The sequence below is a fragment of the Chryseobacterium sp. 2987 genome (assembly GCF_031456375.1).
Lineage (GTDB): Bacteria > Bacteroidota > Bacteroidia > Flavobacteriales > Weeksellaceae > Chryseobacterium > Chryseobacterium vaccae.
Genome location: NZ_JAVDUN010000006.1, coordinates 60,210 through 73,854 on the forward strand (window position 1 = coordinate 60,210; position 13,645 = coordinate 73,854).

Here is a 13,645-nt window from a genome sequence, read left to right on the forward strand (position 1 = left end):
TGTTTTTAGGTTTTATATTTAAATATATAATAAAATTTTGAAAATCAGATGGGTTCCTGATTCGGAGGTGATCATCCGGCACTCTCCTTCCTGTTCCTGCATTCTGCGTTTCATATTCCGGAGGCCGTTTCCTTCAGCATGTTCTTCCAGGATTCCTTTTCCATTATCTTTAATATTCATCAGGAAAACGTTTTTATTCTGAAAAAAGGAAATTTTCAAGGTATCTGCTTGGCTGTGTTTATATGCATTATTCACCGCTTCTTTCAGACATAAGAATAAATTACGTCTTAGTTCAGTAGAAATCGGGGTTTCAGTGATGACGTCTATACTTTCTGTCCAAAGTTTTATTTTGGTTCTTTTCAGAAAGCCATCAGCATACTGCACGGCATAATCTATAAAGTTCCCCAGCGTATCATTTCCTGAATTTAAGCTCCACAGCATTTCCCGCATGGAGAGGTTCATCTCTTCTGAGGTTTTCAGAAGCTCATTGATATCGTTCTGCAGATCTTCATCCTCTGCTTTCTGTTTGAGGAATTCGGCCTGGAGTTTCAATGCTGAGATTCCTGCTCCAAGGTCGTCATGCATATCGTGGGAGATCCGTTCCCGTTCTTTTTCTATGGATTTCTGTTTTTCGAGTTCTTTTTGGAGGAGCTGGTTTTCGTATTCAGCCTGTTGAAGTTGTTTTTCTTTGAGATTTAATAATTGACGTCTATTATAAGTTACAATCACAAAAACGATGAAACTCACCAACAATAATGATACTACTATTGTGACAATATATGTAGTTTTAATAGGATTATCAAAATACAACATTTCTTTTATTTTTATTATACTTTAACAATAAGTAAAAAAACAAACAATAAGTAATAATGTTTATAACACCAAAGAAATTTCTTACTCCGTCCATAAATAGCTTATCTGTATTCTGAAAATAGAACCTTGGAACTATTCTTAATAAAAAAATTACACACCATAAAAGCATCGCAGTACCATACCAAAAAAATGGAAGATCTTGAATTTTTTTATCCGAGCTTGAACTGCTTTCAATTATTTTATAAAATCCAAACAGACATACAAAAATGGTGTAAAAACAACTTATCAGCCCCCAGGAATCTTCGTAATTTTTTTTTGACCAGTTCGCTATATTTAAAAATAGAAAAACTAAACATAGGACAGTTAACACTAGTATTTTTCTCTCCTTGGAAAATTGCAGCACAAAATATAAATAGGTAAAAAGTATAGTAGTTAAATCAGAAAAAAAATAAATTCCCGTGATATCAGTTTTAAAAAATTTTGCAAAAAGTAAAACGCTGAAATCTATTAAAAATATCAACGTTAAATAAATATAAAGATAATCATTATTGATACCCTTAATCTTTTGTGCCAGTGAAAATACCACACAGCAAAAAAAAATAAAAAAGTATATATAAAGTATCATAAATTATGGATATAATGAACCTCTATTACCATACATCGTATTTCCTGAAGCATCTTTATATTCACTTGTAAGACTTGCCTTATCTGTATTATCTATACATGGATAAAGTTTTAATATGCCGTAGACATCTTTTATTTTAGCTAATTCATCCCTTGTTAAAATAGTATGACGCTTATTAGGCAATCGCTTTATTTCATTTTCGTATCTTACAATAAATTTCTTACTCAGATCCAATAAACTTTCACTGTCTGCCAGCTGTAGGTTTTTGTTATTGATTATGTATTGATGATCTCCATTTTTTAAAGTAAAATTTTCACCTATTGGTTCGCTGGTAAATTTTAATATAAGATTTCTTTGTCCTGAGCCATCTAAGATAAAATATATATCAAGATACTTTTTAGAACTCTTATATTTTTTCAGCAAAGCATTAAATGAAGACCCATTAATTTCAAATACTTTTGCTTCTAAATCAGTTCCATCAAATATCTTATTATATTTTCCTTTAATTTCCTCATGTTCAGATGGCTTTATATCTTGAAATACAGAATCACGCTTAGCAATACTTATTGAATCGAATGAATTATTCTTTACAGTATCCTTTGTTATGGATAAAGTTTCATTTAATTGAGAAGCATTTTCTCCACTATCAGATAGTTTTTTGTTACAAGATAATATCAACACCGAAGTGAAAAGTAATATCAATAAATTTTTTGCTTTCATAATCTTTTAGTTTTTAAATTGGTTAAATTTATTAATGGCTTCTACCTTATTGCTGACATGCAGCTTCCTGTAGATGTTTCCTACGTGTTTTTTTACGGTGTCTGTGCTGATGCATTTTTTATCAGCAATCTCTTTATACAAAAGTCCCTGTGAAAGAAGTTCCAGCACTTCTTTTTCTCTTGCAGTAAGCTCTTCAAAATCTTTTATCTCGGGACGTTTTCTCTCAAAATGGCTGAGTACTTTGCGGGCAATGGAAAAACTCATGGGGGCACCACCGTTGTAGACATCCCGGATTGAGGAAAGGATCTTGTCCATGCTTTCTCCTTTAATCAGGTAGCCCATTGCACCAGCTTTAAGGGAATTGAAGATCTTTTCATCATCTTCAAAACTGGTACACATGATAAACTGGGTATTCGGCATATCCTTTTTCAGTTTCTCAATAATTTCGATGCCGAGCATATCCTGAAGCTGGATATCCATCATCACGACATCCGGGGAAATATCGGAGAGATTTTTCAGGGCTTCGCTTCCATCGAAAAACTGGGCGACAACTTTCATATCATCCTGGTAATTGATGACCTTCTTCAACGCATTGTTGTAGTTTTTTTCGTCTTCTACTATGGCTATGGAAATGCTCATTGTTTTTTTGTTTAAGACAAATTTCTGAAGAAAACAGAGCGGAATCAATTACACTTTTGTGTAATTTTAAGGCTTGAATTCATGGCTGTTGGTTTACTTTTTGTTTCTATTAAATTTAATCAATTTTTGATTACCATTCTAAAACAATTTATACCCAACCCATTAAAAAAAATAAAATATCATGAAAAAAGGGCTTTTAATAGCAGTTTCAGCAGCTGCATTATCATTAGTTGGCTGTAAAAAAAGTGAAAGCGGAAACAAGAGCATCATCAAAACCGACAGCTCTGAAACAGTAATCACTGACAACAACGGGAAAATTGATTCGGTAACGCAGAGTTCTTCTACAACTGAAGTAAACGGTCAGAAAACAGAAAAAACAGATTTCGTTTATAAAGCAACAGACGGAACACTGGTAAAAGTTGTATTCAAGAATGATCCTAAGGAAAATACGGTGGCCATTACCAGCAATAAGAAAACATTCACCCTTCCTAAAACAGAAACAAAAGATGGTGAAACCGTCTATAAAAAAGACGATATGACAGCCAGGGTAAAAGGAGACAGCCTTCACCTTGAACAAGGCAATAATGTGATCGAACTGAAGAGAACCAAGATATAGAAACAGCAAAGTCCCTCAATGAAAATTGGGGGACTTTTATTTATGGTGTATGTAAGTTATATTTTCTTCAACAGATCACTGTTGATCCAGCCGTATACAGGTTCTTCTCCGTTTACCGGTTTCAGTAAAACATAGACATAGAACCAGCCCAGCTTGCTTTTGATAAATTCTACCTGAGTTCCTTTTTTAAGCTTCATGATTGAATCAAACTCAGTTCCGGCTCCTTTTCTTATATTAACCTGATCTGCCGTCACCTGATAAATGTCCGCAGTGTCATCCTCTCTTCCTAACAATTTTGCCCTAAAGCTTTCCATTGGAAATACAGGTCCGGGATCATTTTTCCTGAAAGGCGCAATATCATCATGTCCCAGAATATCTTTAATGTTATAAGTCTCCATCAGTAGTTTGCAAACCCGGAAACAGGAATCGATCTGCTTCTCTGTAAAATTATGCCAATAGGAATCATTCTCTTCATGCTTATGTTTTTCTCTGACCACAAATTCTTTTGGATATTCCTTTCCAAACCATGCATAGAATCTGTCATTCACATTGGTAAGCCTTCCGGGATTATCCAGTTCTATTCCTATAGAGAAATCGTTAAATCCTGAACGGTCTGCCCATCGGCTTTTTCCGGCATGCCATGCTTTTCTGTTAAAGTCTACCATTTGGGTAATCTTCCCTTCCCTGTCTATGACAAGATGAGCAGAAGCTTTAGCTGCAGGATCTTTGAACCAGCTTACGGAACTCTCTGCACTTCTTCCAGCAGTAAAATGAATAATGATATATTCCGGAACAATATTTCCTTCCTTATTGGGAGTATCTGTAAAACTGATGCTCTCTCCTGAAACTGTTTTTGATAATTTGTCTTTTAAAACTTTCATGATCGGTATTTTTAGAAACTCAAATTTCTTTTATTTTAAAATATCAGTCAATTACACTTTAGGGGTATTCTTCCTCCTCAAATAATTACGAGATAAAAATCAAAGTCAGCCGATTTTTTATTAGCCACGAGGTTAAACAAGGATAAATAATGATGAACGTTTTTAACAAAATTTTCGTTTATCTTATTTATTTCAGGTTTGCTAGAGATATATTTATGCTTTTTAGTCAACCTTTTTAGAGTGGGACAAACCAACAAAAAAACCATCCGGAATCGGATGGTTTTTCATTGATATCTGAATGAATATTATTCTTCAGTTTTTTCTTCAGTAGTATCAGCTTTAGCTTCTTCTACTTTCTCTTCTACTGCAGGAGCATCAGCTACTACAGCTTCTGCTTTTTTAGGTGCAGCAGTTGATCTTCTGCTTCTTCTTGTAGCTTTTTTCTCTTCAGCATTAGGGTTGTAAAGCTCGTTGAAATCTACCAATTCGATAAGAGCCATATCAGCAGCATCACCTGGTCTGAAACCTGTCTTAATGATTCTTGTATAACCACCGTTTCTTTCAGCGATTTTAGGAGCTACAGTTCTGAATAATTCAGCAACCGCAAATTTATTTTGAAGGTAAGAGAATACTACTCTTCTGTTGTGTGTAGTATCTTCTTTTGCTTTTGTTAATAGAGGCTCAACATATACTCTTAAAGCTTTAGCTTTAGCTACAGTAGTGTTGATTCTTTTATGCTCAATTAGAGAACAAGCCATATTAGAAAGTAAAGCACTTCTGTGAGAAGCTGTTCTTCCTAAGTGATTGAATTTTTTACCGTGTCTCATTATTAATTATTTATCAGCGTCTAACTTATATTTTGCAACGTCGAAACCGAAGTTAAGACCTTTTGAATGCACTAATTCTTCTAGTTCTGTCAAAGATTTTTTACCAAAATTTCTGAATTTCATCAAATCAGACTTACTGTAAGAAACCAGTTCTCCAAGAGTTTCTACTTCAGCTGCTTTCAGACAGTTAAGGGCTCTTACGGAAAGATCCATATCTGCTAATTTAGACTTAAGAAGTTGTCTTGTATGAAGCGTTTCTTCATCGTATTGGATAGACGCTTTTACGGCTTCAGTTTCAAGCGTGATTCTCTCATCAGAGAACAGCATGAAGTGATAAATTAATATCTTAGAAGCTTCAGTTAAAGCATTCTGAGGGCTGATAGACCCGTCAGTTTCTATATCTAATACAAGTTTTTCGTAGTCTGTTTTTTGCTCTACACGATAATTTTCAATGCTGTATTGTACTTTCTTAATCGGCGTGAAAATAGAATCAATAGCAATAGTACCTACTGGTGCATTGTTTGATTTATTTTGTTCAGAAGGAACATACCCTCTACCTTTTTCAATATTGAAAGTAATTTCGAAAGTTACATCAGTATTTAGGTTGCAGATCACAAGATCCGGGTTCAGCACCTCAAATCCGTTGATAGACTTTCCTAAATCCCCAGCAGTAATAACCGTTTGACCTGAAACTTTAGCAACCACCTGCTCGTTAGCCTGGCCTTCTGCTGAAGCTTTTAATCTAACCTGCTTAAGGTTAAGAATAATTTCAGTAACGTCTTCGATTACTCCTGGAATAGTTGAAAATTCGTGCTCTACACCTTCTATTTTGATAGATGAAATAGCGTATCCTTCCAGAGAAGAAAGCAACACTCTTCTCAAAGCATTACCGATTGTAAGCCCGAAACCTGGTTCTAAAGGTCTGAATTCAAATTGACCTTTAAATTCATCAGAGTTAAGTAAAATTACTTTATCGGGTTTTATGAATTGTAAAATTGCCATATTATTGGGTTGAGCAAAAATTTGATTAAAAAATTATTTAGAGTAAAGTTCGACGATAAGGTTCTCCTTGATGTCTTCCGGAATCTGGATTCTTTCAGGAGCAGAAATGAAGGTACCTTCTTTCTTCTCATCGTTGAATTGTAACCACTCATAATTTGCTTTAGAAGCTAATGCATCTGTAACAACTTCAAGAGATTTAGATTTTTCTCTTACAGCGATTACATCACCAGCTTTTACCAAATACGAAGGGATGTTAAGAATTTCTCCGTTCACAGTGATGTGTCTGTGAGAAACTAATTGTCTAGCAGCAGATCTTGTTTTAGCAAAACCTAATCTGTATACTACGTTATCCAGTCTAGATTCGCAAAGTTGTAATAGAACTTCCCCTGTTACTCCTTTACTTCTGTGTGCTTTTTCAAATAAGTTAGCAAACTGTCTTTCTAAAATACCGTAAGTATATTTAGCTTTTTGTTTTTCAGCTAGCTGAACTGCATATTCTGATTTTTTAGCACCTCTTCTCTTGTTAGGACCGTGTTGTCCTGGCGGTTGGTTTTTTCTTTTTTCGAAGTTTTTGTCATCTCCGTAGATTGCAGCACCAAACTTTCTAGCAATCTTAGTTTTAGGTCCAATATATCTTGCCATAATGGGTAAATTCTAAAAATTAAACTCTTCTTCTTTTCGGTGGTCTACATCCATTGTGTGGCATAGGAGTCACATCAACGATTTCACTAACTTCAATTCCTGAATTGTGGATCGTTCTGATTGCAGATTCTCTACCTGCACCAGGACCTTTCACAAACACCTTAACTCTTCTTAACCCAGCTTCGTGAGCAACATTAGAGCAATTTTCTGCTGCCATTTGAGCAGCAAATGGAGTATTCTTTTTAGAACCTCTGAAACCCATTTTACCGGCAGATGCCCAAGAGATAACTTCTCCGTTTTTATTTGTTAAAGAAATGATGATGTTATTGAAAGAAGCTTGAATATGCGCTTCACCAATAGCTTCAACTTTTACTTTTCTTTTTTTAACTACTTTAGATTGTTTTGCCATAATTCCTAACGATTATTTACTTGCCTTTTTCTTGTTAGCAACAGTTTTTCTCTTTCCTTTACGGGTTCTAGAGTTATTTTTCGTTCTCTGGCCTCTTAAAGGTAGTCCTAGTCTGTGACGTATTCCTCGTTGGCATCCTATGTCCATCAATCTCTTGATGTTCAATTGCACTTCAGATCTCAATTCTCCTTCAACTTTTACGTTTTCAGAGATATAGGTTCTGATTGCAGCCAATTCATCGTCATTCCATTCGTTGACTTTCTTGTCTTCGCTGATACCGGCAGCTTTAAGGATTTCGGAAGAAGTACTTCTTCCAACTCCGTAGATGTAAGTTAAACCGATAACACCTCTTTTGTTTTTTGGTAAATCAATACCTGCAATTCTCGCCATAATTTAATGTTAGCCTTGTCTTTGTTTAAATTTTGGGTTCTTTTTGTTGATTACAAACAGTACACCTTTTCTGCGTACGATTTTGCAGTCAGCACTTCTTTTTTTAATTGATGCTCTAACTTTCATTTGATAGTATTTATTTTTACTAATGTTAAATGGAATCTTGCGATTTCATTTCTGATAGTATTTATTTTTCAACAAGAGCCAAATGGAATAAATATTCCATTTGGCATTTGTTTTTTAATATCTAAATGTGATTCTCCCTTTCGTTAAATCATAGGGAGACATTTCTAGTTTTACCTTGTCTCCAGGTAAAAGTTTAATATAATGCATTCTCATTTTACCAGAGATATGAGCAATAAGGATATGCCCATTTTCCAGCTCTACACGGAACTGGGCGTTCGAAAGAGCTTCCGTTATAACGCCGTCTTGTTCAATATGTTTTTGTTTTGCCATAAATTAATATCCAGTCGTTCTTGACAATTTAGACTGCATTAAGCCATCATAGTGATGGTTCAGCAGATATGTATTAATCTGTTGAACAGTATCTAAAATTACTCCCACCATAATCAATAGTGACGTTCCCCCGAAAAATAGGGCAAACGCATCTGTCTGAACAAAGCTTCCATGCACAATTGCCGGAAGGACTGCAAAGATAGATAAAAAAATTGCACCTGGCAAGGTAATTTTTGATAAAATATCATCTAAATAATCAGCTGTTTCTTTACCGGGTCTTACTTTCGGTACTAAACCTCCATTTCTCTTCAAATCATCAGCCATCTGGTTTACCGGAATTGTAATCGCAGTATAGAAAAATGAGAAGATAATAATTAATAGCGCAAACAATACGTTGTACTGCCAGCTAAAAACATTCTTGAAACCTGCAAGAAAAGTATTGGACTCATCGAATTTTGTTAATAATCCTGGTACGAACATCAATGCCTGAGCAAAGATAATCGGCATTACACCAGCAGCATTTACTTTCAATGGGATCCATTGTCTTGCTCCCTGCATTAGATTTCTGTTTACACCTCCTCTTGCTTGAGCTCTGCTTACATACTGAATTGGAATTTTTCTAACAGCTACCGATAGGATTACTGCTAAAAGAACAACCAACATCCAGAATAATACTTCAATAAGGATCATGATAGATCCCATTCCTCCTTTTCCGTTCTGCACGGCCATTTCCTGTACGAATGCTTCAGGTAATCTTGAAAGGATCCCCACCATAATAAGGATAGAGATACCGTTTCCGATACCTTTGTCGGTGATTTTCTCACCCAACCACATTGCGAATACCGAACCGGCAACCAGGATAACAATACTTGGTAACCAGAACATGATAGAATTTGGCTCTACAAAATATGCAGACTGGAATTGAGCATACGGTAAGAATAATTGAGTAATTGAGGTTAAATAAGAAGGAGCCTGTACTAAACAAACACCAATAGTTAACCATCTTGTAATCTGATTCAATGTATTTCTACCTGACTCTCCATCTTTCTGAAGCTTCTGAAGATAAGGAATAGCCATCCCCATCAACTGAACAATAATAGAAGCAGAAATATAAGGCATGATACCCAACGCCATTACGGAAGCGTGGCTGAAAGCTCCCCCCGTAAACGACGAAAGCAAGCCAAGGAGACCTGCTCCTTGCTTGTTACCGCCTTGATTTTTATAATGCTCTAAGAGATCTCCCACTTCTGCAAGGTTAATTGCGGGAAGTGAGATATAAGATGCGAATCTATACACAAGGATAATACCTAACGTAAAGAGAATTTTTTCTCTTAGTTCCTTTAGGCTCCAAATATTTTTAAGTGTTTGTATAAATTCTTTCATTAGTAAGTATTATAAGGTAATTGCTTTTCCACCTGCCTTAGCAATAAGCTCTTCAGCAGATTTAGTGAACTTGTCAGCAGAGATTGAAACCGCAGATTTCAATTCTCCTCTACCCATAATTTTCACTAATTCGTTTTTAGAAACTAAACCGTTTTCTACTAAAACTTCTTTCGTGATATCTCCAGTGATGGATTTGTTCTCGATTAATGTTTGGATAGTATCAAGGTTAATTCCTCTAAACTCTTTTCTGTTAATGTTTTTGAAACCGAATTTAGGTAATCTTCTTTGTAAAGGCATCTGTCCACCTTCGAAACCGATTTTCTGAGAATAACCAGCTCTTGCTTTCTGTCCTTTATGTCCTTTTGTAGATGTACCTCCTTTTCCAGTACCCTGACCTCTACCAATTCTTTTTGAATTGAAAGTAGATCCTGCAGCTGGTTTTATGTTGTTTAAATTCATTTTAAAATTATTTTAAAAATTATTTTTGAACTTCAAGTAAATGACTAACTGCAGCTATCATTCCTAAGATAGAAGGAGTAGCTTCGTGTTCTACAACTTGGTGAAGTTTCTTTAATCCTAATGCTTCAAGCGTTCTCTTTTGGGTTTTTGTTCTTCCAATAGCGCTTCTTACTTGCTTTACTTTGATTGTTGCCATTGTTTTAATTATTAACCGTTAAACACTTTACTTAGAGAAACTCCTCTCATTCTAGCAATCTCTTCAGGTCTTCTGATATCCAATAACGCTTTGAAAGTAGCTTTCACCACGTTGTGAGGGTTAGAAGATCCTTTAGATTTTGAAAGGATATCGTGAATACCAGCAGATTCCAATACCGCTCTTACCGCACCACCGGCGATAAGTCCTGTACCGTGAGAAGCAGGTCTTAAGAAGATATCTGCTCCACCGTATCTTGCTGTAGTTTGGTGAGGAATAGTGTGGTTCATTACAGGAACTTTCACAAGGTTTTTCTTAGCATCTTCAACAGCTTTAGCAATTGCAGAAGCTACTTCTTTAGATTTTCCTAAACCGTGACCGATTACTCCGTCTTCATTACCTACTACAACGATAGCAGAAAATCCGAAAGCTCTACCTCCTTTGGTTACTTTTGTTACTCTGTTAACAGCTACGAGACGATCTTTTAATTCTAATCCTCCCGGTTTTACTCTTTCTATATTATCTAGTCCTAACATATTTTCCGAAATTTTTATGATTAGAATTTAAGTCCTCCTTCTCTCGCACCATCAGCTAGAGCTTTTACTCTACCGTGGTATACGAAACCGTTTCTGTCAAATACAATACTTTCAATTCCTGCAGCGATTGCTTTAGCAGCGATAGCTTTACCTACAGCAGCAGAAACTTCAGTCTTGGTTCCTTTAGCGTCTACACCTTTTTCTCTTGAAGAAGCTGATGCTAGAGTTGTACCATTTTTATCATCGATTAACTGAGCGTAAATTTCCTTATTACTTTTGTATACAGATAATCTTGGCAATTCAGAAGAACCAGAGATTTTCCCTCTTACTCTTCTTTTGATTCTTATTCTTTTTTCTAATTTACTTAATGCCATAATACTTATAATTTATTAAGCAGATTTACCAGCTTTACGTCTAACAATTTCCCCTACGAATCTTACACCTTTTCCTTTGTATGGCTCAGGCTTTCTGAAAGAACGGATCTTTGCAGTAACCATTCCTAGAAGTTGCTTGTCATGAGACGCTAAAGTAATAATTGGGTTTTTACCTTTTTCAGTCAATGTATCTAATTTTACTTCGCTAGGAAGTTCTAATACGATACCGTGAGAGAATCCTAAAGCTAACTCAAGTTTTTGACCTGTGTGAGATGCTCTGTATCCTACCCCTACTAGTTCTAGTTTCTTTTCGAAACCTTGTGCAACACCAACAATCATGTTGTTGATCAACGCTCTGTATAAACCGTGAAGCGCTTTGTGTTGTTTAGAATCAGATGGTCTGTTTACATTAAGTTCACCATCTTTCTGTTCTAAAGTAATTCCTGCCGTAAGTTCCTGAGAAAGTTCTCCTTTAGGTCCTTTTACTGTTACAGTACCGTTATTTTCAGTTACTGTAACTCCAGCTGGAATTGTTATAATTGCTTTACCAATTCTTGACATTTTCCTCTGATTAAAAATTAATAAACATAGCAGATTACTTCACCGCCTACTTTTTCTTCTCTAGCTTTCTTATCAGTCATTACTCCTTTAGAAGTAGAGATGATAGCTATACCCAAACCGTTTAGTACTCTTGGAAGTTCATCAGAACCTTTGTACTGTCTTAAACCTGGTCTTGAAGCTCTCTGAATAGACTTAATAGCAGGTTTGTTGGTTTGTTTATCGTACTTTAAAGCGATTTTGATCGAACCTTGAACAGCGTTATCTTCAAACTTAAAGTTTAAGATATACCCTTGATCAAATAAGATCTTAGTAATCTCCTTTTTGATTTTCGATGCAGGAATTTCCACCACTTTGTGGCCTGCGCTTTGTGCGTTCCTTACTCTTGTTAGGAAATCTGAAATTGGATCTGTTACCATTTTTCTTTTATAAATTATTGGTTAAAGAACAATCAGTTTTGAAAAGACTTGAAGAGTAAAATATCAGACTTCAGAAATCTTCGGTCTGATATTTTTTATCTTTAGTATCTTGACAACTTAATTGTCCCGATTTTAATTAGTAATTATTACCAACTGGCTTTTCTTACTCCTGGGATAAGACCGTTGTTTGCCATTTCTCTGAAAGTTACTCTGGAAATTCCGAACGTTCTCATGTATCCTCTTGGTCTACCTGTTAGTTTACATCTGTTGTGTAATCTTACAGGAGAAGCATTTTTAGGTAATTTCTGAAGTCCTTCATAATCACCAGCTTCTTTAAGAGCTTGTCTTTTAGCAGCGTATTTAGCAACTAGTGCTTCTCTTTTGCGCTCACGCGCTTTCATTGATTCTTTAGCCATTTCTTAGTTCTTTTTAAATGGTAAACCGAAGTGAGTTAATAATGCTTTAGCTTCTTTATCAGTTTTCGCAGTAGTAACGAAAGTGATGTCCATCCCCTGGATTTTTTTCACTTTGTCGATTGCGATTTCTGGGAAGATAATTTGCTCAGTAATACCTAAGTTGTAATTACCTCTACCATCGAAACCATCTGCTTTAATACCAGAGAAATCTCTGATACGTGGCAAAGCAGAAGAAGTAAGTCTGTCTAAGAACTCATACATTCTCTGAGCTCTTAATGTTACTTTAGCTCCTACAGGCATACCTTTTCTCAACTTGAAAGCAGCTTCGTCTTTCTTAGAGATAGTTCCTACTGCTTTCTGGCCAGTAATCATCGTTAATTCTTCTACAGCATAATCAATGATTTTTTTATCTGCAGTAGCATCACCTAAACCTTGTGAAATAACGATTTTCTCTAATTTAGGTACTTGCATGATTGACTTGTACCCAAATTCTTCCATCATTGCAGGAACAATTTTCTCTTGATATATTTTTTTGGGTCTTGCTATAAATTCCATGTGTTAATTTAAATTATAAAGTTTCACCCGTTTTTTTGTTGATTCTTACTTTCTTATCTCCTTCGATTTTGTAACCGATTTTGATAGCTTTTCCGTCTTTACCAACTAAAGCTACGTTTGAGATATGAATAGAAGCTTCTTTTTCAGTAATTCCACCTTGAGGGTTAGAGGCTGAAGGCTTAACGTGTTTTTTAACGATGTTAAGACCTGCAACGATTACTCTTGGATCTCTTCCTTCTTTTTTGATCACTTCAATAACTTCACCAGTCTTACCTTTGATATCTTTCTTACCAGTAGTAATGATTACGTTATCTCCTCTTTTTATTTTTAACTTTGACATTTTGTTTAAAAATTTTAAAAATTAAAGTACTTCAGGAGCTAATGAAATGATTTTCATATATTCTTTGTCTCTCAACTCACGAGCAACCGGTCCGAAAACACGTGTTCCTCTCATTTCTCCTGCTGCGTTTAGTAATACACAAGCATTGTCTTCGAATTTGATGTATGAACCATCTTTTCTTCTAACCGCTTTTTTAGTTCTTACTACTACAGCTTTAGATACCTGACCTTTTTTAGCGTTTCCTGATGGTGTAGAATCCTTGATAGTAACAACGATTTTATCACCAACTGAAGCATATCTTCTTCTGGTTCCTCCCAGAACTCTGATAACTAGTACTTCTTTTGCACCTGTATTATCAGCAACTTTTAATCTTGATTCTGTTTGTAACATTA

At 35.4% G+C, this 13,645-nt stretch carries 23 protein-coding genes; 1 reads left to right on the plus strand and 22 read right to left on the minus strand.

Features of this window, described 5'->3' with window-relative positions; translation table 11 throughout:
* Positions 1-18 precede the first annotated feature (18 nt).
* The 3 genes from J2Y40_RS17865 to J2Y40_RS17875 all read right to left on the minus strand — a co-directional run bounded on the left by J2Y40_RS17865 (position 19) and on the right by J2Y40_RS17875 (position 2,797).
* The gene (locus J2Y40_RS17865) at positions 19-813 is read right to left on the minus strand and encodes a histidine kinase (protein ID WP_310000530.1); all 795 of its coding nucleotides are present in this window, start codon (positions 811-813) and stop codon (positions 19-21) included.
* A gap of 628 nt (positions 814-1,441) precedes the next feature.
* A complete protein-coding gene (locus J2Y40_RS17870; protein ID WP_310000532.1) occupies positions 1,442-2,158 on the minus strand; it encodes a hypothetical protein in 717 nt (238 codons plus the stop codon).
* Between the two features lie 6 nt (positions 2,159-2,164).
* The gene (locus J2Y40_RS17875) at positions 2,165-2,797 is read right to left on the minus strand and encodes a response regulator transcription factor (RefSeq protein WP_153397660.1); all 633 of its coding nucleotides are present in this window, start codon (positions 2,795-2,797) and stop codon (positions 2,165-2,167) included.
* Positions 2,798-2,978: 181 nt separating this feature from the next.
* Here J2Y40_RS17875 and J2Y40_RS17880 point away from each other — a divergent pair, with 181 nt between their 5' ends.
* A complete protein-coding gene (locus J2Y40_RS17880; protein WP_310000536.1) occupies positions 2,979-3,413 on the plus strand; it encodes a hypothetical protein in 435 nt (144 codons plus the stop codon).
* Positions 3,414-3,469: 56 nt separating this feature from the next.
* Here the strand turns inward: J2Y40_RS17880 and J2Y40_RS17885 are convergent, their stop codons facing one another.
* The 19 genes from J2Y40_RS17885 to rplN all read right to left on the minus strand — a co-directional run bounded on the left by J2Y40_RS17885 (position 3,470) and on the right by rplN (position 13,643).
* On the minus strand, positions 3,470-4,294 hold the full coding sequence (locus J2Y40_RS17885; protein WP_153397656.1) for an N-acetylmuramoyl-L-alanine amidase: 825 nt from the start codon (positions 4,292-4,294) through the stop codon (positions 3,470-3,472).
* Positions 4,295-4,599: 305 nt separating this feature from the next.
* Positions 4,600-5,121, minus strand: a complete 522-nt coding sequence (gene rplQ, locus J2Y40_RS17890) for a 50S ribosomal protein L17 (protein ID WP_068940268.1) — start codon at positions 5,119-5,121, stop codon at positions 4,600-4,602.
* Positions 5,122-5,127: 6 nt separating this feature from the next.
* On the minus strand, positions 5,128-6,123 hold the full coding sequence (locus J2Y40_RS17895; RefSeq protein ID WP_045491108.1) for a DNA-directed RNA polymerase subunit alpha: 996 nt from the start codon (positions 6,121-6,123) through the stop codon (positions 5,128-5,130).
* Between the two features lie 33 nt (positions 6,124-6,156).
* Positions 6,157-6,765 carry a 30S ribosomal protein S4 gene (rpsD, locus tag J2Y40_RS17900; protein WP_062700853.1) on the minus strand — a complete coding sequence of 203 codons (609 nt, stop codon included), beginning with the start codon at positions 6,763-6,765 and terminating at the stop codon, positions 6,157-6,159.
* A gap of 19 nt (positions 6,766-6,784) precedes the next feature.
* Positions 6,785-7,174, minus strand: a complete 390-nt coding sequence (rpsK, locus tag J2Y40_RS17905; RefSeq protein WP_153397654.1) for a 30S ribosomal protein S11 — start codon at positions 7,172-7,174, stop codon at positions 6,785-6,787.
* A 12-nt stretch (positions 7,175-7,186) separates the two neighbouring features.
* Positions 7,187-7,564: a 30S ribosomal protein S13 gene (gene rpsM, locus J2Y40_RS17910; RefSeq protein ID WP_002983260.1), complete on the minus strand. Its 378-nt coding sequence runs from the start codon at positions 7,562-7,564 to the stop codon at positions 7,187-7,189.
* A 9-nt stretch (positions 7,565-7,573) separates the two neighbouring features.
* Positions 7,574-7,690 (minus strand): 50S ribosomal protein L36, encoded by a 117-nt coding sequence (gene rpmJ / locus J2Y40_RS17915; protein WP_007839480.1) that lies wholly within the window; start codon positions 7,688-7,690, stop codon positions 7,574-7,576.
* A gap of 114 nt (positions 7,691-7,804) precedes the next feature.
* Positions 7,805-8,020 carry a translation initiation factor IF-1 gene (infA, locus tag J2Y40_RS17920; RefSeq protein WP_034684855.1) on the minus strand — a complete coding sequence of 72 codons (216 nt, stop codon included), beginning with the start codon at positions 8,018-8,020 and terminating at the stop codon, positions 7,805-7,807.
* Positions 8,021-8,023: 3 nt separating this feature from the next.
* A complete protein-coding gene (gene secY / locus J2Y40_RS17925; RefSeq protein ID WP_153397652.1) occupies positions 8,024-9,403 on the minus strand; it encodes a preprotein translocase subunit SecY in 1,380 nt (459 codons plus the stop codon).
* A gap of 9 nt (positions 9,404-9,412) precedes the next feature.
* Complete coding sequence (rplO, locus tag J2Y40_RS17930) at positions 9,413-9,862, minus strand: 50S ribosomal protein L15 (RefSeq protein ID WP_153397650.1); 450 nt, start codon at positions 9,860-9,862, stop codon at positions 9,413-9,415.
* 19 nt (positions 9,863-9,881) lie between these two features.
* Positions 9,882-10,058: a 50S ribosomal protein L30 gene (gene rpmD / locus J2Y40_RS17935; RefSeq protein ID WP_029297759.1), complete on the minus strand. Its 177-nt coding sequence runs from the start codon at positions 10,056-10,058 to the stop codon at positions 9,882-9,884.
* Positions 10,059-10,069: 11 nt separating this feature from the next.
* Positions 10,070-10,591 (minus strand): 30S ribosomal protein S5, encoded by a 522-nt coding sequence (gene rpsE, locus J2Y40_RS17940; protein WP_034703137.1) that lies wholly within the window; start codon positions 10,589-10,591, stop codon positions 10,070-10,072.
* 20 nt (positions 10,592-10,611) lie between these two features.
* Positions 10,612-10,965, minus strand: coding sequence for a 50S ribosomal protein L18 (gene rplR / locus J2Y40_RS17945; RefSeq protein ID WP_027371711.1), 354 nt, complete (start codon positions 10,963-10,965; stop codon positions 10,612-10,614).
* A 15-nt stretch (positions 10,966-10,980) separates the two neighbouring features.
* A complete protein-coding gene (gene rplF, locus J2Y40_RS17950) occupies positions 10,981-11,526 on the minus strand; it encodes a 50S ribosomal protein L6 (RefSeq protein WP_153397648.1) in 546 nt (181 codons plus the stop codon).
* Positions 11,527-11,543: 17 nt separating this feature from the next.
* Complete coding sequence (gene rpsH, locus J2Y40_RS17955; RefSeq protein ID WP_153397646.1) at positions 11,544-11,942, minus strand: 30S ribosomal protein S8; 399 nt, start codon at positions 11,940-11,942, stop codon at positions 11,544-11,546.
* 146 nt (positions 11,943-12,088) lie between these two features.
* Positions 12,089-12,358: a 30S ribosomal protein S14 gene (gene rpsN, locus J2Y40_RS17960; protein ID WP_002983233.1), complete on the minus strand. Its 270-nt coding sequence runs from the start codon at positions 12,356-12,358 to the stop codon at positions 12,089-12,091.
* Between the two features lie 3 nt (positions 12,359-12,361).
* Positions 12,362-12,913, minus strand: coding sequence for a 50S ribosomal protein L5 (gene rplE, locus J2Y40_RS17965; RefSeq protein ID WP_062700841.1), 552 nt, complete (start codon positions 12,911-12,913; stop codon positions 12,362-12,364).
* A gap of 13 nt (positions 12,914-12,926) precedes the next feature.
* Positions 12,927-13,253 (minus strand): 50S ribosomal protein L24, encoded by a 327-nt coding sequence (gene rplX, locus J2Y40_RS17970; RefSeq protein WP_047427597.1) that lies wholly within the window; start codon positions 13,251-13,253, stop codon positions 12,927-12,929.
* 21 nt (positions 13,254-13,274) lie between these two features.
* Positions 13,275-13,643: a 50S ribosomal protein L14 gene (gene rplN, locus J2Y40_RS17975; RefSeq protein WP_007839504.1), complete on the minus strand. Its 369-nt coding sequence runs from the start codon at positions 13,641-13,643 to the stop codon at positions 13,275-13,277.
* Positions 13,644-13,645 lie beyond the last annotated feature (2 nt).

Bases quoted from the DNA above. Each gene is read 5' to 3' on its own strand.
- J2Y40_RS17865 (WP_310000530.1), bottom strand. From the start codon at position 813: ATGTTGTATTTTGATAATCCTATTAAAACTACATATATTGTCACAATA.
- J2Y40_RS17870 (WP_310000532.1), bottom strand. From the start codon at position 2,158: ATGAAAGCAAAAAATTTATTGATATTACTTTTCACTTCGGTGTTGATA.
- J2Y40_RS17875 (WP_153397660.1), bottom strand. From the start codon at position 2,797: ATGAGCATTTCCATAGCCATAGTAGAAGACGAAAAAAACTACAACAAT.
- J2Y40_RS17880 (WP_310000536.1), top strand. From the start codon at position 2,979: ATGAAAAAAGGGCTTTTAATAGCAGTTTCAGCAGCTGCATTATCATTA.
- J2Y40_RS17885 (WP_153397656.1), bottom strand. From the start codon at position 4,294: ATGAAAGTTTTAAAAGACAAATTATCAAAAACAGTTTCAGGAGAGAGC.
- rplQ (WP_068940268.1), bottom strand. From the start codon at position 5,121: ATGAGACACGGTAAAAAATTCAATCACTTAGGAAGAACAGCTTCTCAC.
- J2Y40_RS17895 (WP_045491108.1), bottom strand. From the start codon at position 6,123: ATGGCAATTTTACAATTCATAAAACCCGATAAAGTAATTTTACTTAAC.
- rpsD (WP_062700853.1), bottom strand. From the start codon at position 6,765: ATGGCAAGATATATTGGACCTAAAACTAAGATTGCTAGAAAGTTTGGT.
- rpsK (WP_153397654.1), bottom strand. From the start codon at position 7,174: ATGGCAAAACAATCTAAAGTAGTTAAAAAAAGAAAAGTAAAAGTTGAA.
- rpsM (WP_002983260.1), bottom strand. From the start codon at position 7,564: ATGGCGAGAATTGCAGGTATTGATTTACCAAAAAACAAAAGAGGTGTT.
- rpmJ (WP_007839480.1), bottom strand. From the start codon at position 7,690: ATGAAAGTTAGAGCATCAATTAAAAAAAGAAGTGCTGACTGCAAAATC.
- infA (WP_034684855.1), bottom strand. From the start codon at position 8,020: ATGGCAAAACAAAAACATATTGAACAAGACGGCGTTATAACGGAAGCT.
- secY (WP_153397652.1), bottom strand. From the start codon at position 9,403: ATGAAAGAATTTATACAAACACTTAAAAATATTTGGAGCCTAAAGGAA.
- rplO (WP_153397650.1), bottom strand. From the start codon at position 9,862: ATGAATTTAAACAACATAAAACCAGCTGCAGGATCTACTTTCAATTCA.
- rpmD (WP_029297759.1), bottom strand. From the start codon at position 10,058: ATGGCAACAATCAAAGTAAAGCAAGTAAGAAGCGCTATTGGAAGAACA.
- rpsE (WP_034703137.1), bottom strand. From the start codon at position 10,591: ATGTTAGGACTAGATAATATAGAAAGAGTAAAACCGGGAGGATTAGAA.
- rplR (WP_027371711.1), bottom strand. From the start codon at position 10,965: ATGGCATTAAGTAAATTAGAAAAAAGAATAAGAATCAAAAGAAGAGTA.
- rplF (WP_153397648.1), bottom strand. From the start codon at position 11,526: ATGTCAAGAATTGGTAAAGCAATTATAACAATTCCAGCTGGAGTTACA.
- rpsH (WP_153397646.1), bottom strand. From the start codon at position 11,942: ATGGTAACAGATCCAATTTCAGATTTCCTAACAAGAGTAAGGAACGCA.
- rpsN (WP_002983233.1), bottom strand. From the start codon at position 12,358: ATGGCTAAAGAATCAATGAAAGCGCGTGAGCGCAAAAGAGAAGCACTA.
- rplE (WP_062700841.1), bottom strand. From the start codon at position 12,913: ATGGAATTTATAGCAAGACCCAAAAAAATATATCAAGAGAAAATTGTT.
- rplX (WP_047427597.1), bottom strand. From the start codon at position 13,253: ATGTCAAAGTTAAAAATAAAAAGAGGAGATAACGTAATCATTACTACT.
- rplN (WP_007839504.1), bottom strand. From the start codon at position 13,643: ATGTTACAAACAGAATCAAGATTAAAAGTTGCTGATAATACAGGTGCA.